At 71.4% G+C, this 16,260-nt stretch carries 17 protein-coding genes; 10 read left to right on the forward strand and 7 right to left on the reverse strand.

Annotation, left to right across the window (positions count from 1 at the left end):
- The first annotated feature begins 108 nt into the window (after positions 1-108).
- Positions 109-336 carry a DUF3107 domain-containing protein gene (locus tag ACFXAE_RS27650; RefSeq protein ID WP_030220063.1) on the forward strand — a complete coding sequence of 76 codons (228 nt, stop codon included), beginning with the start codon at positions 109-111 and terminating at the stop codon, positions 334-336.
- A gap of 178 nt (positions 337-514) precedes the next feature.
- A complete protein-coding gene (locus ACFXAE_RS27655) occupies positions 515-784 on the forward strand; it encodes a hypothetical protein (protein WP_384719604.1) in 270 nt (89 codons plus the stop codon).
- Between the two features lie 140 nt (positions 785-924).
- Here ACFXAE_RS27655 and ACFXAE_RS27660 read toward each other — a convergent pair whose 3' ends face one another.
- Positions 925-1,680, reverse strand: a complete 756-nt coding sequence (locus ACFXAE_RS27660; RefSeq protein ID WP_384719606.1) for a ferritin-like fold-containing protein — start codon at positions 1,678-1,680, stop codon at positions 925-927.
- A 480-nt stretch (positions 1,681-2,160) separates the two neighbouring features.
- On the opposite strand from ACFXAE_RS27660, the gene ACFXAE_RS27665 reads away from it, so the two are divergent.
- Together ACFXAE_RS27665 and ACFXAE_RS27670 are read left to right on the forward strand one after the other, a co-directional pair.
- Entirely contained in the window at positions 2,161-4,581 is a 2,421-nt protein-coding gene (locus ACFXAE_RS27665; protein ID WP_384719608.1) for a DEAD/DEAH box helicase, read from the forward strand.
- Between the two features lie 76 nt (positions 4,582-4,657).
- Positions 4,658-5,533: an alpha/beta fold hydrolase gene (locus ACFXAE_RS27670; RefSeq protein WP_384719610.1), complete on the forward strand. Its 876-nt coding sequence runs from the start codon at positions 4,658-4,660 to the stop codon at positions 5,531-5,533.
- A gap of 6 nt (positions 5,534-5,539) precedes the next feature.
- On the opposite strand, the gene ACFXAE_RS27675 is transcribed toward ACFXAE_RS27670, so the two are convergent.
- A complete protein-coding gene (locus tag ACFXAE_RS27675) occupies positions 5,540-6,442 on the reverse strand; it encodes an NYN domain-containing protein (protein WP_384719632.1) in 903 nt (300 codons plus the stop codon).
- 220 nt (positions 6,443-6,662) lie between these two features.
- Between ACFXAE_RS27675 and ACFXAE_RS27680 the strand changes: the two genes are divergently transcribed.
- Positions 6,663-6,815 carry a hypothetical protein gene (locus tag ACFXAE_RS27680; protein ID WP_155060754.1) on the forward strand — a complete coding sequence of 51 codons (153 nt, stop codon included), beginning with the start codon at positions 6,663-6,665 and terminating at the stop codon, positions 6,813-6,815.
- A gap of 106 nt (positions 6,816-6,921) precedes the next feature.
- Here ACFXAE_RS27680 and ACFXAE_RS27685 read toward each other — a convergent pair whose 3' ends face one another.
- The 4 genes from ACFXAE_RS27685 to ACFXAE_RS27700 all read right to left on the reverse strand — a co-directional run bounded on the left by ACFXAE_RS27685 (position 6,922) and on the right by ACFXAE_RS27700 (position 9,938).
- The gene (locus ACFXAE_RS27685; protein WP_384719612.1) at positions 6,922-7,527 is read right to left on the reverse strand and encodes a MarC family protein; all 606 of its coding nucleotides are present in this window, start codon (positions 7,525-7,527) and stop codon (positions 6,922-6,924) included.
- A 52-nt stretch (positions 7,528-7,579) separates the two neighbouring features.
- On the reverse strand, positions 7,580-8,437 hold the full coding sequence (locus ACFXAE_RS27690; protein ID WP_384719614.1) for a PHP domain-containing protein: 858 nt from the start codon (positions 8,435-8,437) through the stop codon (positions 7,580-7,582).
- A gap of 118 nt (positions 8,438-8,555) precedes the next feature.
- Entirely contained in the window at positions 8,556-9,197 is a 642-nt protein-coding gene (locus ACFXAE_RS27695) for a DUF6758 family protein (protein WP_384719616.1), read from the reverse strand.
- Positions 9,198-9,353: 156 nt separating this feature from the next.
- Positions 9,354-9,938, reverse strand: a complete 585-nt coding sequence (locus ACFXAE_RS27700; RefSeq protein WP_384719618.1) for a suppressor of fused domain protein — start codon at positions 9,936-9,938, stop codon at positions 9,354-9,356.
- A gap of 497 nt (positions 9,939-10,435) precedes the next feature.
- On the opposite strand from ACFXAE_RS27700, the gene ACFXAE_RS27705 reads away from it, so the two are divergent.
- Together ACFXAE_RS27705 and ACFXAE_RS27710 are read left to right on the forward strand one after the other, a co-directional pair.
- Positions 10,436-11,557 (forward strand): magnesium and cobalt transport protein CorA, encoded by a 1,122-nt coding sequence (locus ACFXAE_RS27705; RefSeq protein WP_384719620.1) that lies wholly within the window; start codon positions 10,436-10,438, stop codon positions 11,555-11,557.
- A gap of 23 nt (positions 11,558-11,580) precedes the next feature.
- Positions 11,581-12,096 carry a hypothetical protein gene (locus ACFXAE_RS27710; protein ID WP_384719622.1) on the forward strand — a complete coding sequence of 172 codons (516 nt, stop codon included), beginning with the start codon at positions 11,581-11,583 and terminating at the stop codon, positions 12,094-12,096.
- On the opposite strand, the gene ACFXAE_RS27715 is transcribed toward ACFXAE_RS27710, so the two are convergent.
- Positions 12,093-12,845 carry a hypothetical protein gene (locus ACFXAE_RS27715; RefSeq protein WP_384719624.1) on the reverse strand — a complete coding sequence of 251 codons (753 nt, stop codon included), beginning with the start codon at positions 12,843-12,845 and terminating at the stop codon, positions 12,093-12,095. The two genes, ACFXAE_RS27710 and ACFXAE_RS27715, sit on opposite strands and share 4 nt — an antisense overlap.
- Positions 12,846-13,059: 214 nt before the next feature.
- Here ACFXAE_RS27715 and ACFXAE_RS27720 point away from each other — a divergent pair, with 214 nt between their 5' ends.
- Genes ACFXAE_RS27720 through ACFXAE_RS27730 form a run of 3 tightly spaced genes read left to right on the forward strand, consistent with a single transcriptional unit; the run spans position 13,060 to position 16,118 of the window.
- Positions 13,060-14,343, forward strand: coding sequence for a magnesium transporter MgtE N-terminal domain-containing protein (locus tag ACFXAE_RS27720; protein ID WP_384719626.1), 1,284 nt, complete (start codon positions 13,060-13,062; stop codon positions 14,341-14,343).
- Positions 14,333-14,941, forward strand: coding sequence for a DUF1003 domain-containing protein (locus ACFXAE_RS27725; protein WP_384719628.1), 609 nt, complete (start codon positions 14,333-14,335; stop codon positions 14,939-14,941). Before ACFXAE_RS27720 ends, ACFXAE_RS27725 begins: the two co-directional genes overlap by 11 nt.
- Positions 14,942-14,984: 43 nt before the next feature.
- Complete coding sequence (locus ACFXAE_RS27730; RefSeq protein ID WP_384719630.1) at positions 14,985-16,118, forward strand: Mrp/NBP35 family ATP-binding protein; 1,134 nt, start codon at positions 14,985-14,987, stop codon at positions 16,116-16,118.
- The last annotated feature ends 142 nt before the right edge of the window (positions 16,119-16,260 follow it).

Below are 16,260 nucleotides of genomic sequence, written 5' to 3' on the forward strand. Positions count from 1 at the left end.
CGCTCCTGGCGTTGCCGGGCGCAGCGTGCGCATCCCCTCACCGGGCTAATGTGTGCTGGTACGGCGCGGAAGGTCGCGCACTTCACTGACCGTCGGAGGGACATAGCCGTGGAGGTCAAGATCGGCGTGCAGCACGCGCCCCGCGAGATCGTTCTGGAGAGCGGTCAGAGCGCCGAGGAGGTCGAGCGCGTGGTGGCCGAGGCGCTGGCCGGGAAGTCGCAGCTGCTGAGCCTCGTGGACGAGCACGGCCGCAAGATCCTGGTCCCGGCCGACCGTCTCGCCTACATCGAGATCGGTGAGCCGGCCCCGCGCAAGGTGGGCTTCGGCGCGCTGTAGGCGCGACCGGCAGTCGAGTGGTCATGTGAAGGGCCCGGCGGTTCGAGACCGCCGGGCCCTTCACATGTGCACGGACGGCGCACAGGTCCTCCACAGGGGAGGATTGGATTCCGCAGGTCAGGGGTAAGACGGGCTAGGACTGATGTGAGCAGGCCGGCCATGTGGGAGGGACCCCGACATGCTCTTGGAAGCGCTCAGCTCCGCGATCCTCGGCCTGACTCTGGCGTGGGCGGCCGCCCACCGCCTGCCACATCGTCTTCCCGCCCGCGCCCTCGTCCTGCCGACCGGTGTGGCCGGAGCGCTGTTCGGCGCCTTCCTCATGAACACCGCGCTGGACGCCGGCAACCTGCTGACGATCCTGCTCGGCGCGGTGATCGTGTCCGTGGCGTCCTTGTCGCTGCTGCTGCGCCCGGCGGGAAGACTGCGCCGCCGGTCGGCGACCGCGTGACCGGCCGCCGTGGGCGGCGCCGGTCGTGAACCGGCCCCCGGCCCCCCGTCCGGCGGATCACGCCGCGGACGCCGGGCCGACGCCGACCCGGTGCCGTCGGTCTCCTCCGGCGTGACGCAGCGGACAGGTCCTGGCCGTCCTCAGGCCGCCAGCCCCAGTGCCGCCATGCGCTTGGTGTGCGCCTCGGTGATCCGGGAGAACATCCTGCCGACCTCGGCGAGGTCGAACCCGTCCGCGACGCCGCCCACGAGCATGGTCGACAGCGCGTCCCGGTCCGCGACGACCCGCTGGGACTGCGACAGCGCCTCGCCCATCAGCCGCCGCGCCCACAGCGCGAGCCGCCCGCCCACGCGCGGGTCCGCGTCGATCGCGGCGCGCACCTTCTCCACGGCGAAGCCGCCGTGGCCGGTGTCGTCGAGCACGGCCAGCACCAGGGCGCGGGTGTCGGAGTCCAGGCGGGCCGCGACCTCGCGGTAGAAGTCGCTGGCGATGGAGTCGCCGACGTAGGCCTTGACCAGCCCCTCCAGCCAGTCGGAGGGCGCCGTCTGCTTGTGGAAACCGTCGTACGCGGCGACGAACGGCTCCATCGCGAGCGTCGGCTCCTCGCCGATTCCGGCGAGCCGGTCGCGCAGCCGCTCGAAGTGGTGGAACTCGGCCGAGGCCATCTTCGCCAGCTCCGCCTTGTCCGCCAGCGTGGGCGCCAGCTTGGCGTCCTCCGCGAGCCGCTCGAACGCCGCCAGCTCGCCGTACGCGAGCGCGCCGAGCAGATCCACGACAGCGGCGCGGTACTGCGGGTCGACGGAGGCGGCCGCCCAGTCCATGGCGGCCACGCCGGTGGGTCCGGCGGAGGTGTCGGGGGTGTCCGCGGCGTTGTCAGGCTTGTCAGAGCTCGTCATGAAGCGCACAATAGCCCGCTTGTCACGCCCCTGAAGGCCCTGGTGAACCAGTGTGACGACGACTACGTGACCAAATCGGCCATGGCGTGTGCGCGAATCCGGGGTATGGTGGTAATGCGCCTGCTGAGCACTCTGACGTACTCGACGGGCCGCATGTATGAGGATGCCCGGTCGGAGGACCGATCGGCTCCGACCCGACAGCCCTCCTTGCCGTACGCCACACCGCGTGCGGATTCCGGAGGGGGACCCTCAGCGGTACGAGCGCTCGAGCGTCGGCAGTGGTCCCGTGCCCTGCGGCATCGCCCGTAAGGCGGCCGACGTCCCCGGCATGGTTTCTGCACGACCCCCGCGCTCGCCTCGCACCGCGCACACAGAAGAGGCAGCACCCTGACTACGACGTTCCGAGAGCTCGGGATCCTCCCCGAGACCGCCGAGGCCCTGGAGGCCGTCGGCATCACCACCGCCTTCCCCATCCAGGAGATGACGCTCCCCGTGGCCCTGTCGGGCAAGGACGTCATCGGCCAGGCCAAGACCGGTACCGGCAAGACGCTCGGCTTCGGCCTGCCGCTCATCGAGTGCGTCACCGTCCCCGCGGATGTCGAGGCCGGCCGCGCGAAGCCCGAGGACCTCACCGACGCGCCGCAGGCGCTGGTCGTCGTCCCCACGCGCGAGCTGTGCACGCAGGTCACCAACGACCTGCTCACCGCCGGCAAGGTGCGCAATGTGCGCGTCACCGCGATCTACGGCGGCCGGGCCTACGAGCCGCAGGTCGAGGCGCTGAAGAAGGGTGTCGACGTGATCGTCGGCACCCCGGGCCGACTGCTCGACCTCGCCGGACAGAAGAAGCTCGACCTCAAGCACGTGAAGGCCCTCGTCCTCGACGAGGCCGACGAGATGCTCGACCTCGGTTTCCTGCCCGACGTCGAGAAGATCATCAACTTCCTTCCGGTCAAGCGTCAGACCATGCTGTTCTCGGCCACCATGCCGGGGGCGGTGATCGGTCTCGCCCGGCGCTACATGTCGCAGCCGACGCACATCAACGCCACGTCCCCGGACGACGAGGGCGCGACGGTCGCGAACACCACGCAGTTCGTCTACCGCGCGCACAACATGGACAAGCCCGAGATGGTCGCGCGGATACTGCAGGCCGACGACCGGGGCCTGGTCATGGTCTTCTGCCGCACCAAGCGCACCGCCGCCGACCTCGCCGACCAGCTCAAGCAGCGCGGCTTCGCCTCCGGCGCGGTCCACGGCGACCTCGGCCAGGGCGCCCGCGAACAGGCGCTGCGCGCGTTCCGCAACGGCAAGGTGGACGTGCTCGTCTGCACCGACGTCGCCGCCCGCGGCATCGACGTCGAGGGCGTGACGCACGTCATCAACTACCAGTCCCCCGAGGACGAGAAGACGTATCTGCACCGCATCGGCCGCACCGGCCGCGCGGGTGCGAAGGGTACGGCGATCACGCTGGTCGACTGGGACGACATCCCGCGCTGGCAGCTGATCAACAAGGCGCTGGACCTGGGCCTCGGCGACCCGGCGGAGACGTACTCCACCTCCCCGCACCTGTTCTCGGACCTCGGCATTCCCGAGGGCACCAAGGGCGTCCTGCCGCGCTCGGAGCGTACGCGCGCCGGGCTGGACGCGGAGGAGCTGGAGGACCTGGGCGAGCCGGGCGGGCGTGCACCGCGCGGGCGCGGTGGCCGGGGCGGGCGCGACGACTCCCGTTCCGCGGAGCGCGAGACCTCGACCCGGACGCCGCGCCGCCGTCGCCGTACGCGTGGCGGTGCGGTGCCGGACGAGGCGGCGCAGCAGCCCGTGAGCCCGGCCGCCGAAGGCGCCGGCGAGGCGGAGGCCGACGTGGTCGCCCGCACCCCGCGCCGCCGTCGCCGTACGCGCGGCGGAGCCCCTGCCGGGGCGACGACCGCGGTGGAGGCGGCAGAGTCCGCCGTCGACACGGCGGAGGGCACGGCGGCGGAGGCCGTCGAGGCTCCCGCGAAGCCGCGCCGCCGCCGGACACGCCGGGGCGCGGCGGACACGGCGACGGCCGTGGTCACCCCGGTGGCCGAGGAAACCGCGGTGGCCGTGGCGGCCCCGGTCGTCACGGAGGCGCCGGTCGTCACGGAGCCCGAGGCTCCGGTCGCCGAACCTCGCCGTCGCCGCACCCGCAGGACCGCGGACACCGCGGCGGTGGACACGGCGGAGGTGAGCACCGAGTCGGCCGAGGCGACCGAGACCAAGCCGCGCCGCACCCGCAAGACCGCGGCCAAGGAGGCCGAAACCGCCGTCGACACCGCCGAAAGCGGCACCGAGCCGGCCGAAGCGACCGAGACCAAGCCGCGCCGCACCCGCAAAACCGCGGCCAAGAAGGCCGAGACCGTGGTCGACGCGGTCGAGGGTGACGCCGATGCGGTCGAGGAGGTCAAGCCCCGCCGCACCCGCAAGACCGCGGCCAAGAAGGCCGAAACCGCCGTCGACACCGCCGAAAGCGGCACCGAGCCGGCCGAAGCGACGGAAACCAAGCCCCGCCGCACCCGCAAGACCGCGGCCAAGAAGGCCGAGACCATGGTCGACGCGGTCGACACCGCGGAAGCCGTCGAGGCCAAGCCGCGTCGCCGGACCCGTAAGGTCGCCGAGTCGGAGCCGGCCGTCGCCGTCGGGATTCCGGCGCAGACGGTTCCGGAGGCCGAGACCGAGGCCGCGGAGACCAAGCCGCGCCGCACGCGGAAGGCCACGGCCAAGAAGACCGCGGCCGTCGCCGAGATTCCGGCGCAGGCCGCGGACGAGGCGAAGCCCAAGGTCCGTCGCACCCGCAAGGCGGCGGCCGTGGCCGAGCCGGAGCCGGAGGCGAAGCCCCGGCGGACCCGCAGGACGGCAGCCGCCGCGGAGTCCGCGGAAGGCTGACGCGACGAACCGACGGCCCGGTCCCACACCCGTGGGGCCGGGCCGTCGGCGTGTCCGCACCCGCTACCCTCACCCCGTGACCAGCCACTCCACCTCCGCCCCGCCCTCCGGCGCCCGCGCCCACCGACTCCGTACCTCACGCGGGGAGTTCGCCGTCGTGGACGTGCCATCGGCCGCCGGAGTCCCGGTGCGGGGGGTCGCGTTGCTGCTGCCGGGATACACCGGCAGCAAGGAGGACTTCACGCTGGTGCACGAGCCGCTTGCCGCGCGCGGCTACCGCACCGTCGCCGTGGACGGGCGGGGCCAGTACCAGTCGGACGGGCCCGCCGACAACGAATCCGCCTACGCACAGGACGAGTTGGCGCGGGACGTCCTCGCGCAGGCGAACGCGGTCGGTGCGCCCGTGCACCTCGTCGGACACTCGCTCGGCGGCCAGATCGCCCGTGCCGCCGTCCTCCTCGACCGCTCCCCCTTCCGCTCGCTCACGCTGGTCTCCTCCGGCCCCGCACGGATCTCCGTCTCCCAGGAGCAGCGCGTGAAGCTGCTGCGGGACGCGCTCGCGGTGATGTCGATGGCGGAGTGCTGGGAGACGATCCTGGCCATGGGCCCACCCGAGGAGGTGGGCGGTCCGGCGCGCGGGCCCGGTGGTCAGGAGCACCTGCGGCGCCGCTGGTCGAACACCAGCCCCGCACAGTTGCTGGCCACCGGAAGGCAGTTGTGCACGGAACCGGACCGGGTCGCGGAACTGGCCGCCGTGCCCCTGCCGTTCCACGTCCTGTCGGGGGCGCGCGACGACACCTGGCCGGTGCCGGACCTCGACGAGATGGCCCTCCGCCTCGAGGCGCACCGCACCGTCGTCGACGGGGCCGAGCACTCGCCCGCCGTCGACCGTCCCGCACCGACCGCCCGCGCCCTCGCCGACTTCTGGGACGGGCTCGCGGCCACCCCTTAGTGCTGCTCAGTACTGCGCCTGCAAGTGGTCCCAGAAGCCGTCACGCAGGGCGCGCCGCAGGTCCGCCTGGCCGCGCAGGGAGTACTGCAGCAGCCCTTCCGCCTCCACCAGCAGGTCCTGGTCGACGGATCCGGGCAGGTAGGGGTGGCCGGGCAGCAGTTCCACCAGCGTGTCCCGGCCCCGCGCGGCCAGCCACTTCGCGGCGATCTGCGCGCCGACGAACCGGACGTCCTCGCGGGCGGGCCGGCCCGTCGCGGGCTCGTACGCCGGTGCCGTGCGCCGGGAGACGTACGGTTTGAAGAAGTCCAGGTCGAGCGTGCGCTGGCTGTCGACCTCCCAGAGCAGCGGCTCGGCCTGGTTGCGGCCCTCGGGCGCCTCGATGCCCCAGAGGTGGACCCGGGCGCCGTACCCCTGGGCCGCCTCGACCGCCGAGACGAGGTCCTCGTCGCCGCCGAGCAGGGCCGCGTCGCTGATGGCGCGGTGCCGGGCCAGTGACTCCAGGTCGCTGCGGATCAGGGAGTCGACGCCCTTCTGCTGGTTGTTGGCGTTGAGGTTGCCGAGACGGACCTTGACGTCCGGGAGTTCGGCGATGGACTGCTGCTCGGCGGTGTGGATGCGGCGCCTGGCCCCGTCGTACCAGTAGACCCGCAGCAGCCTGCTGTCCGCGAAGATGGTGCGGGCGCGGTCGATGAGCGCGTCGATGAGTCCCTCGGCGTCGAGGTCGAAGGCCCGGCGGTCCTCCGTCCCGGCCACGAGCCGCCCCGCGGCGGCGTACAGATAGCCCGCGTCGACGAAGATGGCGTGGGTCGAGGGCGTCTTCGCCACCTCGGCGAGCATGCGCTGGAGCAGCTCGTTGGTGCGGTTGATACGGGCGTGCAGAGCCGCGAGGTCTTCGTTCATCGCCCCCATTGTCCCGGTGGTCACGCTACGAACACAACCGGTCCCGGTCGGTCTCCTCCGAAACCCTTACCGGTCAGTATTTAGTCAATCGAAAATTTTCTTTAGCATAGGGAATGTTTGCATCACGCGTCCCGTTGAACTCTTCATGGAACACGGGCTCGACCGGCCTGTGCGCCACCCACCGAGTAGTTCTCCTTCAGGAGGATGACCAGACGAAGGGAGAAGCCCCTTGCGCTTCGAAATCATGCGACTCGACGACGTCGACGGCACACCCGTGGACACCACCGTCGTGGACGCCGCCTCCGTCAACCGCATCGTTCAGCAGGCCGCCGCCATCGGACAGCGCCTGTGGATCCGCCCGGCCGACACGACGGCCTCATAACGCGCAGCACGCGGGACACCGGCCGCACGGGCCGGGCCCTCGAGTACGTACGCCCCGGAGCCCCGTACCGCCATCGGTACGGGGCTCCACGCGTCCGGCACCGGGGTCAGCCGCCCCGGATCACCTGGGTGACGCCGTTGATGATCTGCTGCACGGCGATCGCGGAGAGCATCATGCCGGCCAGGCGCGTCACCAGCACCACGCCGCCGTCCTTGATGACCCGGATGATCAGCAGCGAGTACCGCATCACCAGCCACAGCACGACATGGATGGCGAGGATCGCCGACCACACCGAGACCTGCCCGGTGACACCGTCGGCCTTCTGCACGGCGAGGATGACCGACACGATCGCACCCGGCCCCGCCAGCAGCGGCATGCCCAGCGGGACCAGCGCGACATTGACGTCCTTGGTCTGTTTGGGCTCGTCGGTCTTGCCGGTGAGCAGGTCCAGCGCGATCAGCAGGAGCAGCAGCCCGCCCGCGATCATCAGCGCGGGCACCGACACGTGCAGGTAGGCGAGGATCTGGTGGCCGAGCAGCCCGAACACGGTGATCACACCACCGGCCACGCAGACGGCCTGGAAGGCCATCCGCTTCTGCATCTTGGCGGGTCGGCCGGCGGTCAGGGCGAGGAAGATCGGGGTGATCCCAGGGGGATCCATGATGACAAAAAGGGTCAGGAAGAGAGAGCCGAAGACGGCGACGTCGAGCATGACAGCCTTGCTGAGGAAGGAATGAAGAAAGGTGCGGGGAGGAGGGGGATCCTCAGACTCCGCCGGTCCCCGGCACCGGGAACGCCCCGGTCGCGCGCCGCGTGATCTCGCCGTACACCTCGGGGTCCGTCATGAACTCGCCGAGGACGCAGGTCTTGCGGCTGCCGTGGTAGTCGCTGGAGCCGGTCACCAGGAGCCCCAGTTCCTTCGCGAGGCCGCGCAGCCGCGCCCGTGTCTCCGGGTCGTGGTCCATGTGGTCGACCTCGATGCCGTCGAGGCCGGCCTCGGCCAGCTCGGCGATCGCGGACTCCGGCACGGTCCGGCCCCGCTTGCTCGCGGCGGGGTGCGCGAAGACGGCGACCCCGCCCGCGTTCTTGACCAGCCGCAGGGCCTCGAAGGGGTCGGTCTCGTGCTTCTCCATGTGGGCCCGGCCGCCGTCGGCCAGCCATTCCCGGGTGAAGGCGTCACTCACGGTGGGCACGACGCCCAGCTCGACGAGGGCGCTGGCCACGTGGGGGCGGCCCACCGAGCCGTCGCCGGCGATCCGCGCGACCTGCTCCCAGGTGACCGGCACGCCCAGCGCGTTCAGCTTGGCGATCATGCCCTGGGCCCGCGGCACCCGGTCGTCCCGGACCAGCTCGCGCTCGGCGAGCAGCGCGGGCTCCTCGGGGTCGAAGAGGTAGGCCAGCATGTGCATGCCGATGCCGTCGAGCCGGCAGGAGAGCTCCGCTCCGGGGACCAGCGTGAGTCCCGCCGGGAGCACGGAGAGCGCCTCGGCGTGCCCGCGGGTGGTGTCGTGGTCGGTCAGCGCGACGACGTCGAGACCGGCGGCGGCCGCCTTGCGGACCAGTTCGGCCGGCGTGTCCGTACCGTCGGACGCGGTGGAGTGGGTGTGCAGATCGATACGCACGACGCATTACTCCAAGCGGTGACGGACGGACGGGGACGCTCCAGGATAACCGGATTTCCATACACCCCTGTCACACCCGAACCCGCCGTGCGCCCCCTACCGGCCCGCTGTGCGGCGTCTACGCCTCCAGCAGACGCGGTGACAGCGCGCCGCAGGGCACCAGCTCCACCTCGGCCCCCGCGTCCCGCAGGTCGGCGAGGACCAGTTCGTCGTACATCAGCATCCCGGACTGCTCCGGCCACACCACCGCCCACAGCCACATCCCGAGCGCCTCGCCCGCGAAGACGGCGCGGTCGTCCGGTGTCTTGGCGACGTGCCAGAGCGGGGTCGGGCGGCCGGCGGCCAGCACCTTGGCCTGGGCCGGCTTCTCGATGTCCATGTACGGCCCCGGGTCCGGGCCGTCGACGCCCGCGTACCGCGCGCCGAGGCCCACGCCGAGTTCCTCGGCGACCAGGATGAGCTCACCCATGCCGCCGAGCGGTCCCGGCCCGGTGCACGCGACGGCGGTCGCCCGGCCCCCGCTGCGGTCGTCGCCCGCGCTGGCCACGCCCGTGAACAGCCAGCCCACCGGCAGCGGCCACGGCATCCACACCGGCACCTTCGTACGGCGCACGACGACTTCGAGGGCCTCGACGCTCGGCGGTATCACGGGCTGCAGCGGGTGCACCGTGCCGTGCACATCGCACTGCCAGGCATCCGAGAAGAGGCCGGGAGCCCTGACCCGGCCACCACACTTCGGGCAACTGGGTTCGCCCCTCATAGGGTCCCACGGTCCTACCCCTGCCGCGCCACGTCAAGGACGATCACCCGGTCGGCGCACACATCTTTCGGACGGAACGGACAACCGCGCGTGACCACGCGCTCCGGTGACCGCGCCACGAGCCGCCCGCCACGCGATGAGTCCAAGCCGCCGGCGTCAGGCCAACGGGACGGACTTCCGGGACGGATCCCGCAGGTCCGTGCCCTGGTTCAGCCAGCGCTCCTGGAGGGCCTGGGCGCCGTGCACCCGCTTCCAGGCCGCCTCGTTCGGGGTCATCGGCAGCAGCGGCAGGAACCGTACGGGGTCCAGGGGCTCGTCGAGCTCCAGGTCCTCCACCAGACCGCCCGGCTCGGCGACCAGCACCGAGGTGAACGGGGCACCGGGCCACAGCGGTTCGCCCACGTCCAGCGAGGCTCCGGGGGCCACGACCACGCCCTCGACCTGCGGGGAAGCGGCCAGCACGGCGAGCGGGCGGAGCACCTTGTCGGTGTCGGCGAGCCCGCCCCGCACGGACAGCACCAGCTCGACGCGCGGGCCCTTGACCGGGTCCGCGATCACCGCCGTGGGGTCGGTCATGGGACGCGCGGACATGCCGAGGGTGGCGTAGCGCACGATGTCGCCCTCGTGGAAGCGCAGCACCTCGACGCGGTCGGTGCCCAGGAAGGTGACCGCGGCGCGGGCGTCCGGTTCGCCCAGTGTCGTGCACAACCGGGCCTCGACCAGAGGAAGAACATCAGCCATGCGGCGAGCATAGAACTCGTCAGTACCGGGCAAAGCAGAGCCTTGACATCGCAGTCGGCTGATACGCTTGGCCGGTGGTTCGGGCAGCACGCAGAAGCGTCCGATCGTCTCGAACACCCGTGTGACGCTCCCCATTCGAGGGAGGAATCCCCCGAGGGGATTGTGGATCGTCCCTTACGGGGGACCGGCCGGAGGAGGTGGGGCTGGCATGGACCGAAGTCGACCGTGCAGTAGCACCCGCTCTTCCGCCCACTGATGTAGCTGCTCCTGTCTGGCTGCCGCCTTTCACTCGCGCGTCTTCATCGGAAGAGCACTTCGTTTCGTTCTGTCTGATCTGCCCCAGTAGCTGTATCAGCGACGAAGCTCGCCACCGCGACGGTGCGGTGCTCCCCGCTTTGTGGACGCGCCAAACATCCGCAGTCCAGGACGTCCTCATTCCGGGTTGTTCCACCCGTCGTTCCGGCGCCTTTCGTTGCCTGTCCGCGAAGGAGCCCGTCATGTCGATGATCCGCGACCTGCGCGCCGTGGTCCGTCCCTCCTCCCGTGTCTCGCTGCGCAAGGAGAGCAGCCCGTACGACGCCACCCGTGACCCCGCGACGACCACCGCCGTCGTCGACTGCGCCGTCTACCGCGACGGCCGCCGTCTGGTGACCGAGGGCGGCCCGCTCACCCCGCACGAGGCGATGCGGCTGGTGCGCCGCGACGGAGGCTTCGTGTGGATCGGTCTGCACGAGCCGAACGAGGCCGAATTCGCCGGTATCGCCCGGGAGTTCGGTCTGCACCCGCTGGCCGTGGAGGACGCCGTCCAGGCCCATCAGCGGCCCAAGCTGGAGCGCTACGACGACTCGCTGTTCACGGTCTTCAAGACCGTCCACTACCTCGATCACGACGAGCTCTCCGCCAGCAGCGAGGTCGTCGAGACCGGTGAGGTGATGTGCTTCACCGGCCGGGACTTCTTCATCACCGTCCGGCACGGCGGGCAGGGCTCCCTGCGGGCCCTGCGGCACCGCCTCCAGGACGACCCCGAACTGCTGGCCAAAGGGCCCTCGGCGGTGCTGCACGCCATCGCCGACCACGTGGTGGACGGCTACATCGCGGTGGCCGACGCGGTGCAGGACGACATCGACGAGGTCGAGACGGAGGTCTTCTCGCCGGGCCGCAAGGGCACCCCGCGCGCCACCGACGCCGGCCGGATCTACCAACTCAAGCGCGAGGTGCTGGAGTTCAAACGGGCCGTGTCCCCGCTGCTGCGGCCGATGCAGCTGCTCAGCGAGCGGCCGATGCGGCTGGTCGACCCGGACATCCAGAAGTACTTCCGGGACGTGGCCGACCACCTGGCCCGGGTGCAGGAGCAGGTCATCGGCTTCGACGAACTGCTGAACTCCATCCTCCAGGCCAACCTCGCCCAGGCGTCCGTGGCGCAGAACGAGGACATGCGGAAGATCACCTCGTGGGCGGCGATCATCGCCGTACCGACGATGGTGTGCGGGGTGTACGGGATGAACTTCGACCACATGCCCGAGCTGCGGTGGAAGTACGGCTACCCGATGGTCCTGGGGATCACGGTGGCCCTCTGTCTGGGCATCCACCGGACGCTGAAGCGCAACGGCTGGCTGTGAGGGCGCCCGGATAGGCTGGGCCCATGACAAGTGCGCCGCTCGACCGGGCCCTCATCGAGGAGGCCACGAAGAAGTCCGGCCTCGTCTGGGTCAAGGGGCCCGGCGCCGCGGCCCGCGCGCTGTGGCACGTGTGGCACGAGGGCGCCGCGTGCGTGGTCGGCGACGGGCCCGGGGAGCAGCCGCTGCCGGGGCTGGCCGCCGGCGTGTCCGCCGAGGTGACGGTCCGCAGCAAGGACAAGGGCGGCCGGCTGGTCTCCTGGACGGCGACGGTCGTCGAGCTGCCGTCCGGTTCCGAGGAGTGGGCGGCGGCGGTCGCCGAACTCAAGGGCAAGCGGCTCAACGCGCCCGACGGCGAGGCGATGACCGGGCGCTGGGCCCGCGAGTGCCGGGTCCTGCGCCTGGAGCCGACCGGGGCGACGGCCCCGCTCCCCGACGGTTCCCTGGCCGAGGCCCCCCTGCCGACGCCGGTGACGACCCGGCGCCCCGTCCCGGCGGGACTGCCCCGGCTGCTGTTCAAGAAGAAGAAGCGGCGGGGCTAAGAGGCCGGGAGCTGCTTGCCGTAGTCGAGGGTCTCGTCCTCGGCCGGTTCCTTCAGCTCGAAGTCTGTGCCCCAGGACGAGAACGTGAGGGTGCCCGCCTTCCCGGCCCGCACCAGGCGCACCGGGTACGGCTTGCCCTCGAGCGAGACGTCCAGGGTGCCGCCGGAGCCCTCGTCGCCGGTGACGCGGATGGTGCGTACGCCCGACTGCTCGTGGTGGCCGTCCGTGGCCAGTTTGCCGTGCAGGGTCAGCAGACCGCCGAGGAGGACATTCTTATCCGTGAAGCCGATGAACTTCTTGTACGACGGATCGTCCTGCGGCACCTTCACATACTTCTCGGCGAGCTTGTCGGCCGCCGCCGCGTCCGCCTCGCCGTCCTTCTCGCCGTCCTCGTGTCCCCAGAACTCGGCGCCGGCCTTCAGGTACAGCTCGTCGTCGACCCGCAGCAGGCGAAACGTCTCCCCCTCGGTGGTGACCGAGCCGATGCCGCCCTGCTCCTTCAACCGCATGTCCAGCGTGTACGTGCGTCCGCGGGTGACCACGGTGCCGTGCAGCCGTACGGTGCCGACCGACTCGGCGGCCTTCTGGGATCTGCTCTGGATCTGGTCGGCGGGCAGCCTGCCGACACCGTTGGTGCCCTCGTTCGGGTCCTCGGAGCATCCCGTGAGCGCCGTCCCCGTCACGAGCAGCGCGCACACGGCGCCGGCCAGCGCGGCCCTGCGGGAACGGCCCCGGTAGATCGGAATCACAGGTGGGCTGCCTCTCTGACGGGGGACCTGAACGGCGTACCGCAGAGTACCGGGGCCGGATGGACCGGACGGAGCCAGTCCGTCCGGACCGGTCGCCGGCGCACGGCCGATCGGTACGGGCTAGCCTGAAGCCCATCCGAGCGGGCAGTTCGGAGAACAAGCGCAGCAGGCGGTACCCGCGACGAGAACACCCGCACGGAAAGGAGTGGCGACCATGGCAGGGGGCGCCCCCCGGTTCTTCGTCTCGCACGTCTCCGGTGTCGCCGTCTTCGATCCGGCCGGCGACCAGGTGGGGCGCGTGCGCGATCTGGTCGTGATCCTGCGGCCGGGCCGGCGACCGCCGCGACTGCTCGGCCTGGTGGTCGAACTCTCCACCCGCCGCCGCATCTTCCTGCCCATGAACCGGGTGACCGCCGTACAGTCCGGCCAGGTCATCACGACCGGAGTGCTCAACGTGCGGCGCTTCGAGCAGCGGCCCACCGAGCGGCTCGTCTTCGGTGAACTGCTCGACCGGCGGGTGACGCTCGTGGAGAGCGGCGAGGAGGTCACCGTCCTCGACCTGTCGGTGCATCAGCTGCCGGCCCGCCGCGAGTGGGAGATCGACCGGGTGTTCGTGCGCAAGGGGAAGAAGGGCGGCGCGTTCCGGCGCGGCAAGGGCGAGGCGCTGACCGTCGAGTGGTCCGCGGTCACCGGGTTCTCCCTGGAGGAGCAGGGGCAGGGCGCCGAGAACCTGCTCGCCACCTTCGAACAGCTGCGCCCCGCCGACCTCGCCAACGTCCTGCACCACCTCTCCCCCAAGCGGCGCGCGGAGGTGGCCGCCGCCCTCGACGACGACCGGCTCGCCGACGTGCTGGAGGAGCTGCCCGAGGACGACCAGATCGAGATCCTCGGCAAGCTGAAGGAGGAGCGCGCCGCCGACGTCCTGGAGGCCATGGACCCCGACGACGCGGCCGACCTGCTCGGCGAGCTGCCCGAGGCGGACAAGGAGCGGCTGCTGAGCCTGATGCAGCCCGCCGACGCGGCCGACATGCGGCGCCTGATGTCGTACGAGGAGCACACCGCGGGCGGTCTGATGACGACCGAGCCGATCGTGCTGCGGCCCGACGCGACCGTCGCGGACGCGCTCGCCCGCATCCGCGAGCCGGACCTCTCCCCCGCACACGCCGCGCAGGTCTACGTCTGCCGTCCACCCGAGGAGACGCCCACGGGCAAGTACCTGGGCACGGTGCACTTCCAGCGCCTGCTGCGCGACCCCCCGTACACGCTGGTCGGCTCGATCCTGGACGCCGACCTGCAGCCCCTGGATCCAGACGCGGCGCTGCCCGTGGTCGCCGGGTTCTTCGCCGCGTACGACATGGTGGCGGCGCCCGTGGTCGACGAGGCGGGATCGCTGCTGGGCGCGGTGACGGTGGACGACGTACTGGACCACATGCTGCCCGAGGACTGGCGGGAGACCGAGTTCCACCTCGACGAGGGGGTGGTGACCGATGGTGCCTGAGCGCGACGGCGTGCGCGAGCGCGTGCCGGCGGGTGCCACGGCGGCCGGACGGCCGCGCACGCCCCGTCTGGACCAGCCGCGCCCTCCTCGGCGCCGCTTCCTGCCCGAGTGGGACCCGGAGGCCTTCGGACGGCTCTCGGAGAGCGTCGCGCGGTTCCTGGGCACCGGACGGTTCATCGTCTGGATGACGTTCGTCATCATCCTGTGGGTGGTGTGGAACGTGTCCGCGCCGCAGGAGCTGCGCTTCGACGAGTACCCGTTCATCTTCCTGACCCTGATGCTGTCCCTGCAGGCCTCCTACGCGGCTCCGCTGATCCTGCTCGCGCAGAACAGGCAGGACGACCGGGACCGGGTCAATCTGGAGCAGGACCGCAAGCAGAACGAGCGGTCGATCGCGGACACCGAGTACCTGACCCGGGAGATCGCCGCCCTGCGGATCGGGCTCGGAGAGGTGGCCACGCGGGACTGGATCCGCTCGGAGCTCCAGGACATGATCAAGGAGCTGGAGGGACGACAGAACGGGCACAAGGACCATCAGGGCCCTTTCCCGGCGATGCGGGCGGAACACCCGCCGGGACGTGACGCAGACGACCGCTGACGTCCTTACCGGCGGGCGCACCCGGCGCCGTACCATCGTCCTTATGGCTACGGAAGACGCGGTGCGCGAGGCACTGGCGACGGTGAACGACCCCGAGATCAACCGGCCCATCACCGAGCTCGGGATGGTCAAATCGGTGGAGATCGGTGCGGACGGTGCGGTCGCGGTCACCGTGTACCTGACGGTTTCCGGCTGTCCCATGCGGGACACCATCACGCAGCGTGTGACGGACGCGGTCTCCCGGGTCGAGGGCGTCACCCGGGTCGACGTGACGCTGGACGTCATGAGCGACGAGCAGCGCAAGGAGCTGGCGACCGCCCTGCGCGGCGGCCAGACCGAGCGCGAGGTGCCCTTCGCCAAGCCGGGCAGCCTGACCCGGGTCTACGCGGTCGCGTCCGGCAAGGGCGGTGTCGGCAAGTCGTCGGTGACGGTGAACCTGGCGGCGGCGATGGCGGCCGACGGTCTGAAGGTCGGTGTCGTGGACGCCGACATCTACGGCCACTCGGTGCCGCGCATGCTGGGCGCCGACGGACGCCCCACCCAGGTCGAGAACATGATCATGCCGCCGTCGGCGCACGGTGTGAAGGTCATCTCCATCGGCATGTTCACCCCGGGCAACGCCCCGGTGGTGTGGCGCGGCCCGATGCTGCACCGCGCGCTCCAGCAGTTCCTGGCGGACGTGTACTGGGGCGACCTGGACGTGCTGCTCCTGGACCTGCCGCCCGGCACCGGCGACATCGCGATCTCCGTCGCCCAACTGGTGCCGAACGCCGAGATCCTGGTCGTCACCACGCCCCAGCAGGCGGCGGCCGAGGTGGCCGAGCGGGCGGGGTCCATCGCCGTGCAGACGCACCAGAAGATCGTCGGCGTGGTCGAGAACATGTCCGGCCTGCCCTGCCCGCACTGCGGCGAGATGGTCGACGTGTTCGGCACGGGCGGCGGCCAGTCGGTCGCCGACGGCCTGACCCGCACGACCGGTACGAACGTGCCGGTGCTCGGCGCCATCCCGATCGACGTCCGGCTGCGCGAGGGCGGCGACGAGGGCAAGCCCGTGGTGCTGTCCGACCCGGACTCCCCGGCGGGCTCGGCGCTCCGCTCGATCGCCGGCAAGCTGGGCGGGCGGCAGCGGGGCCTGTCGGGCATGTCCCTGGGGATCACCCCGCGCAACAAGTTCTGAGGGTTCTCGCGCGAGGGCGCCGGCCGGTGCGGACGGGGGCCGCGCCCCGGACAGCGCGGGGGCGGGGGATTATAAACAAAAAACGCTGCCGACGGTTTATGGGGTGGTGATTAAGGGGGTGGGCGGAGGAATAAAAAGGGTG

This window comes from Streptomyces sp. NPDC059454 (assembly GCF_042749965.1).
Taxonomy (GTDB): Bacteria; Actinomycetota; Actinomycetes; order Streptomycetales; family Streptomycetaceae; genus Streptomyces.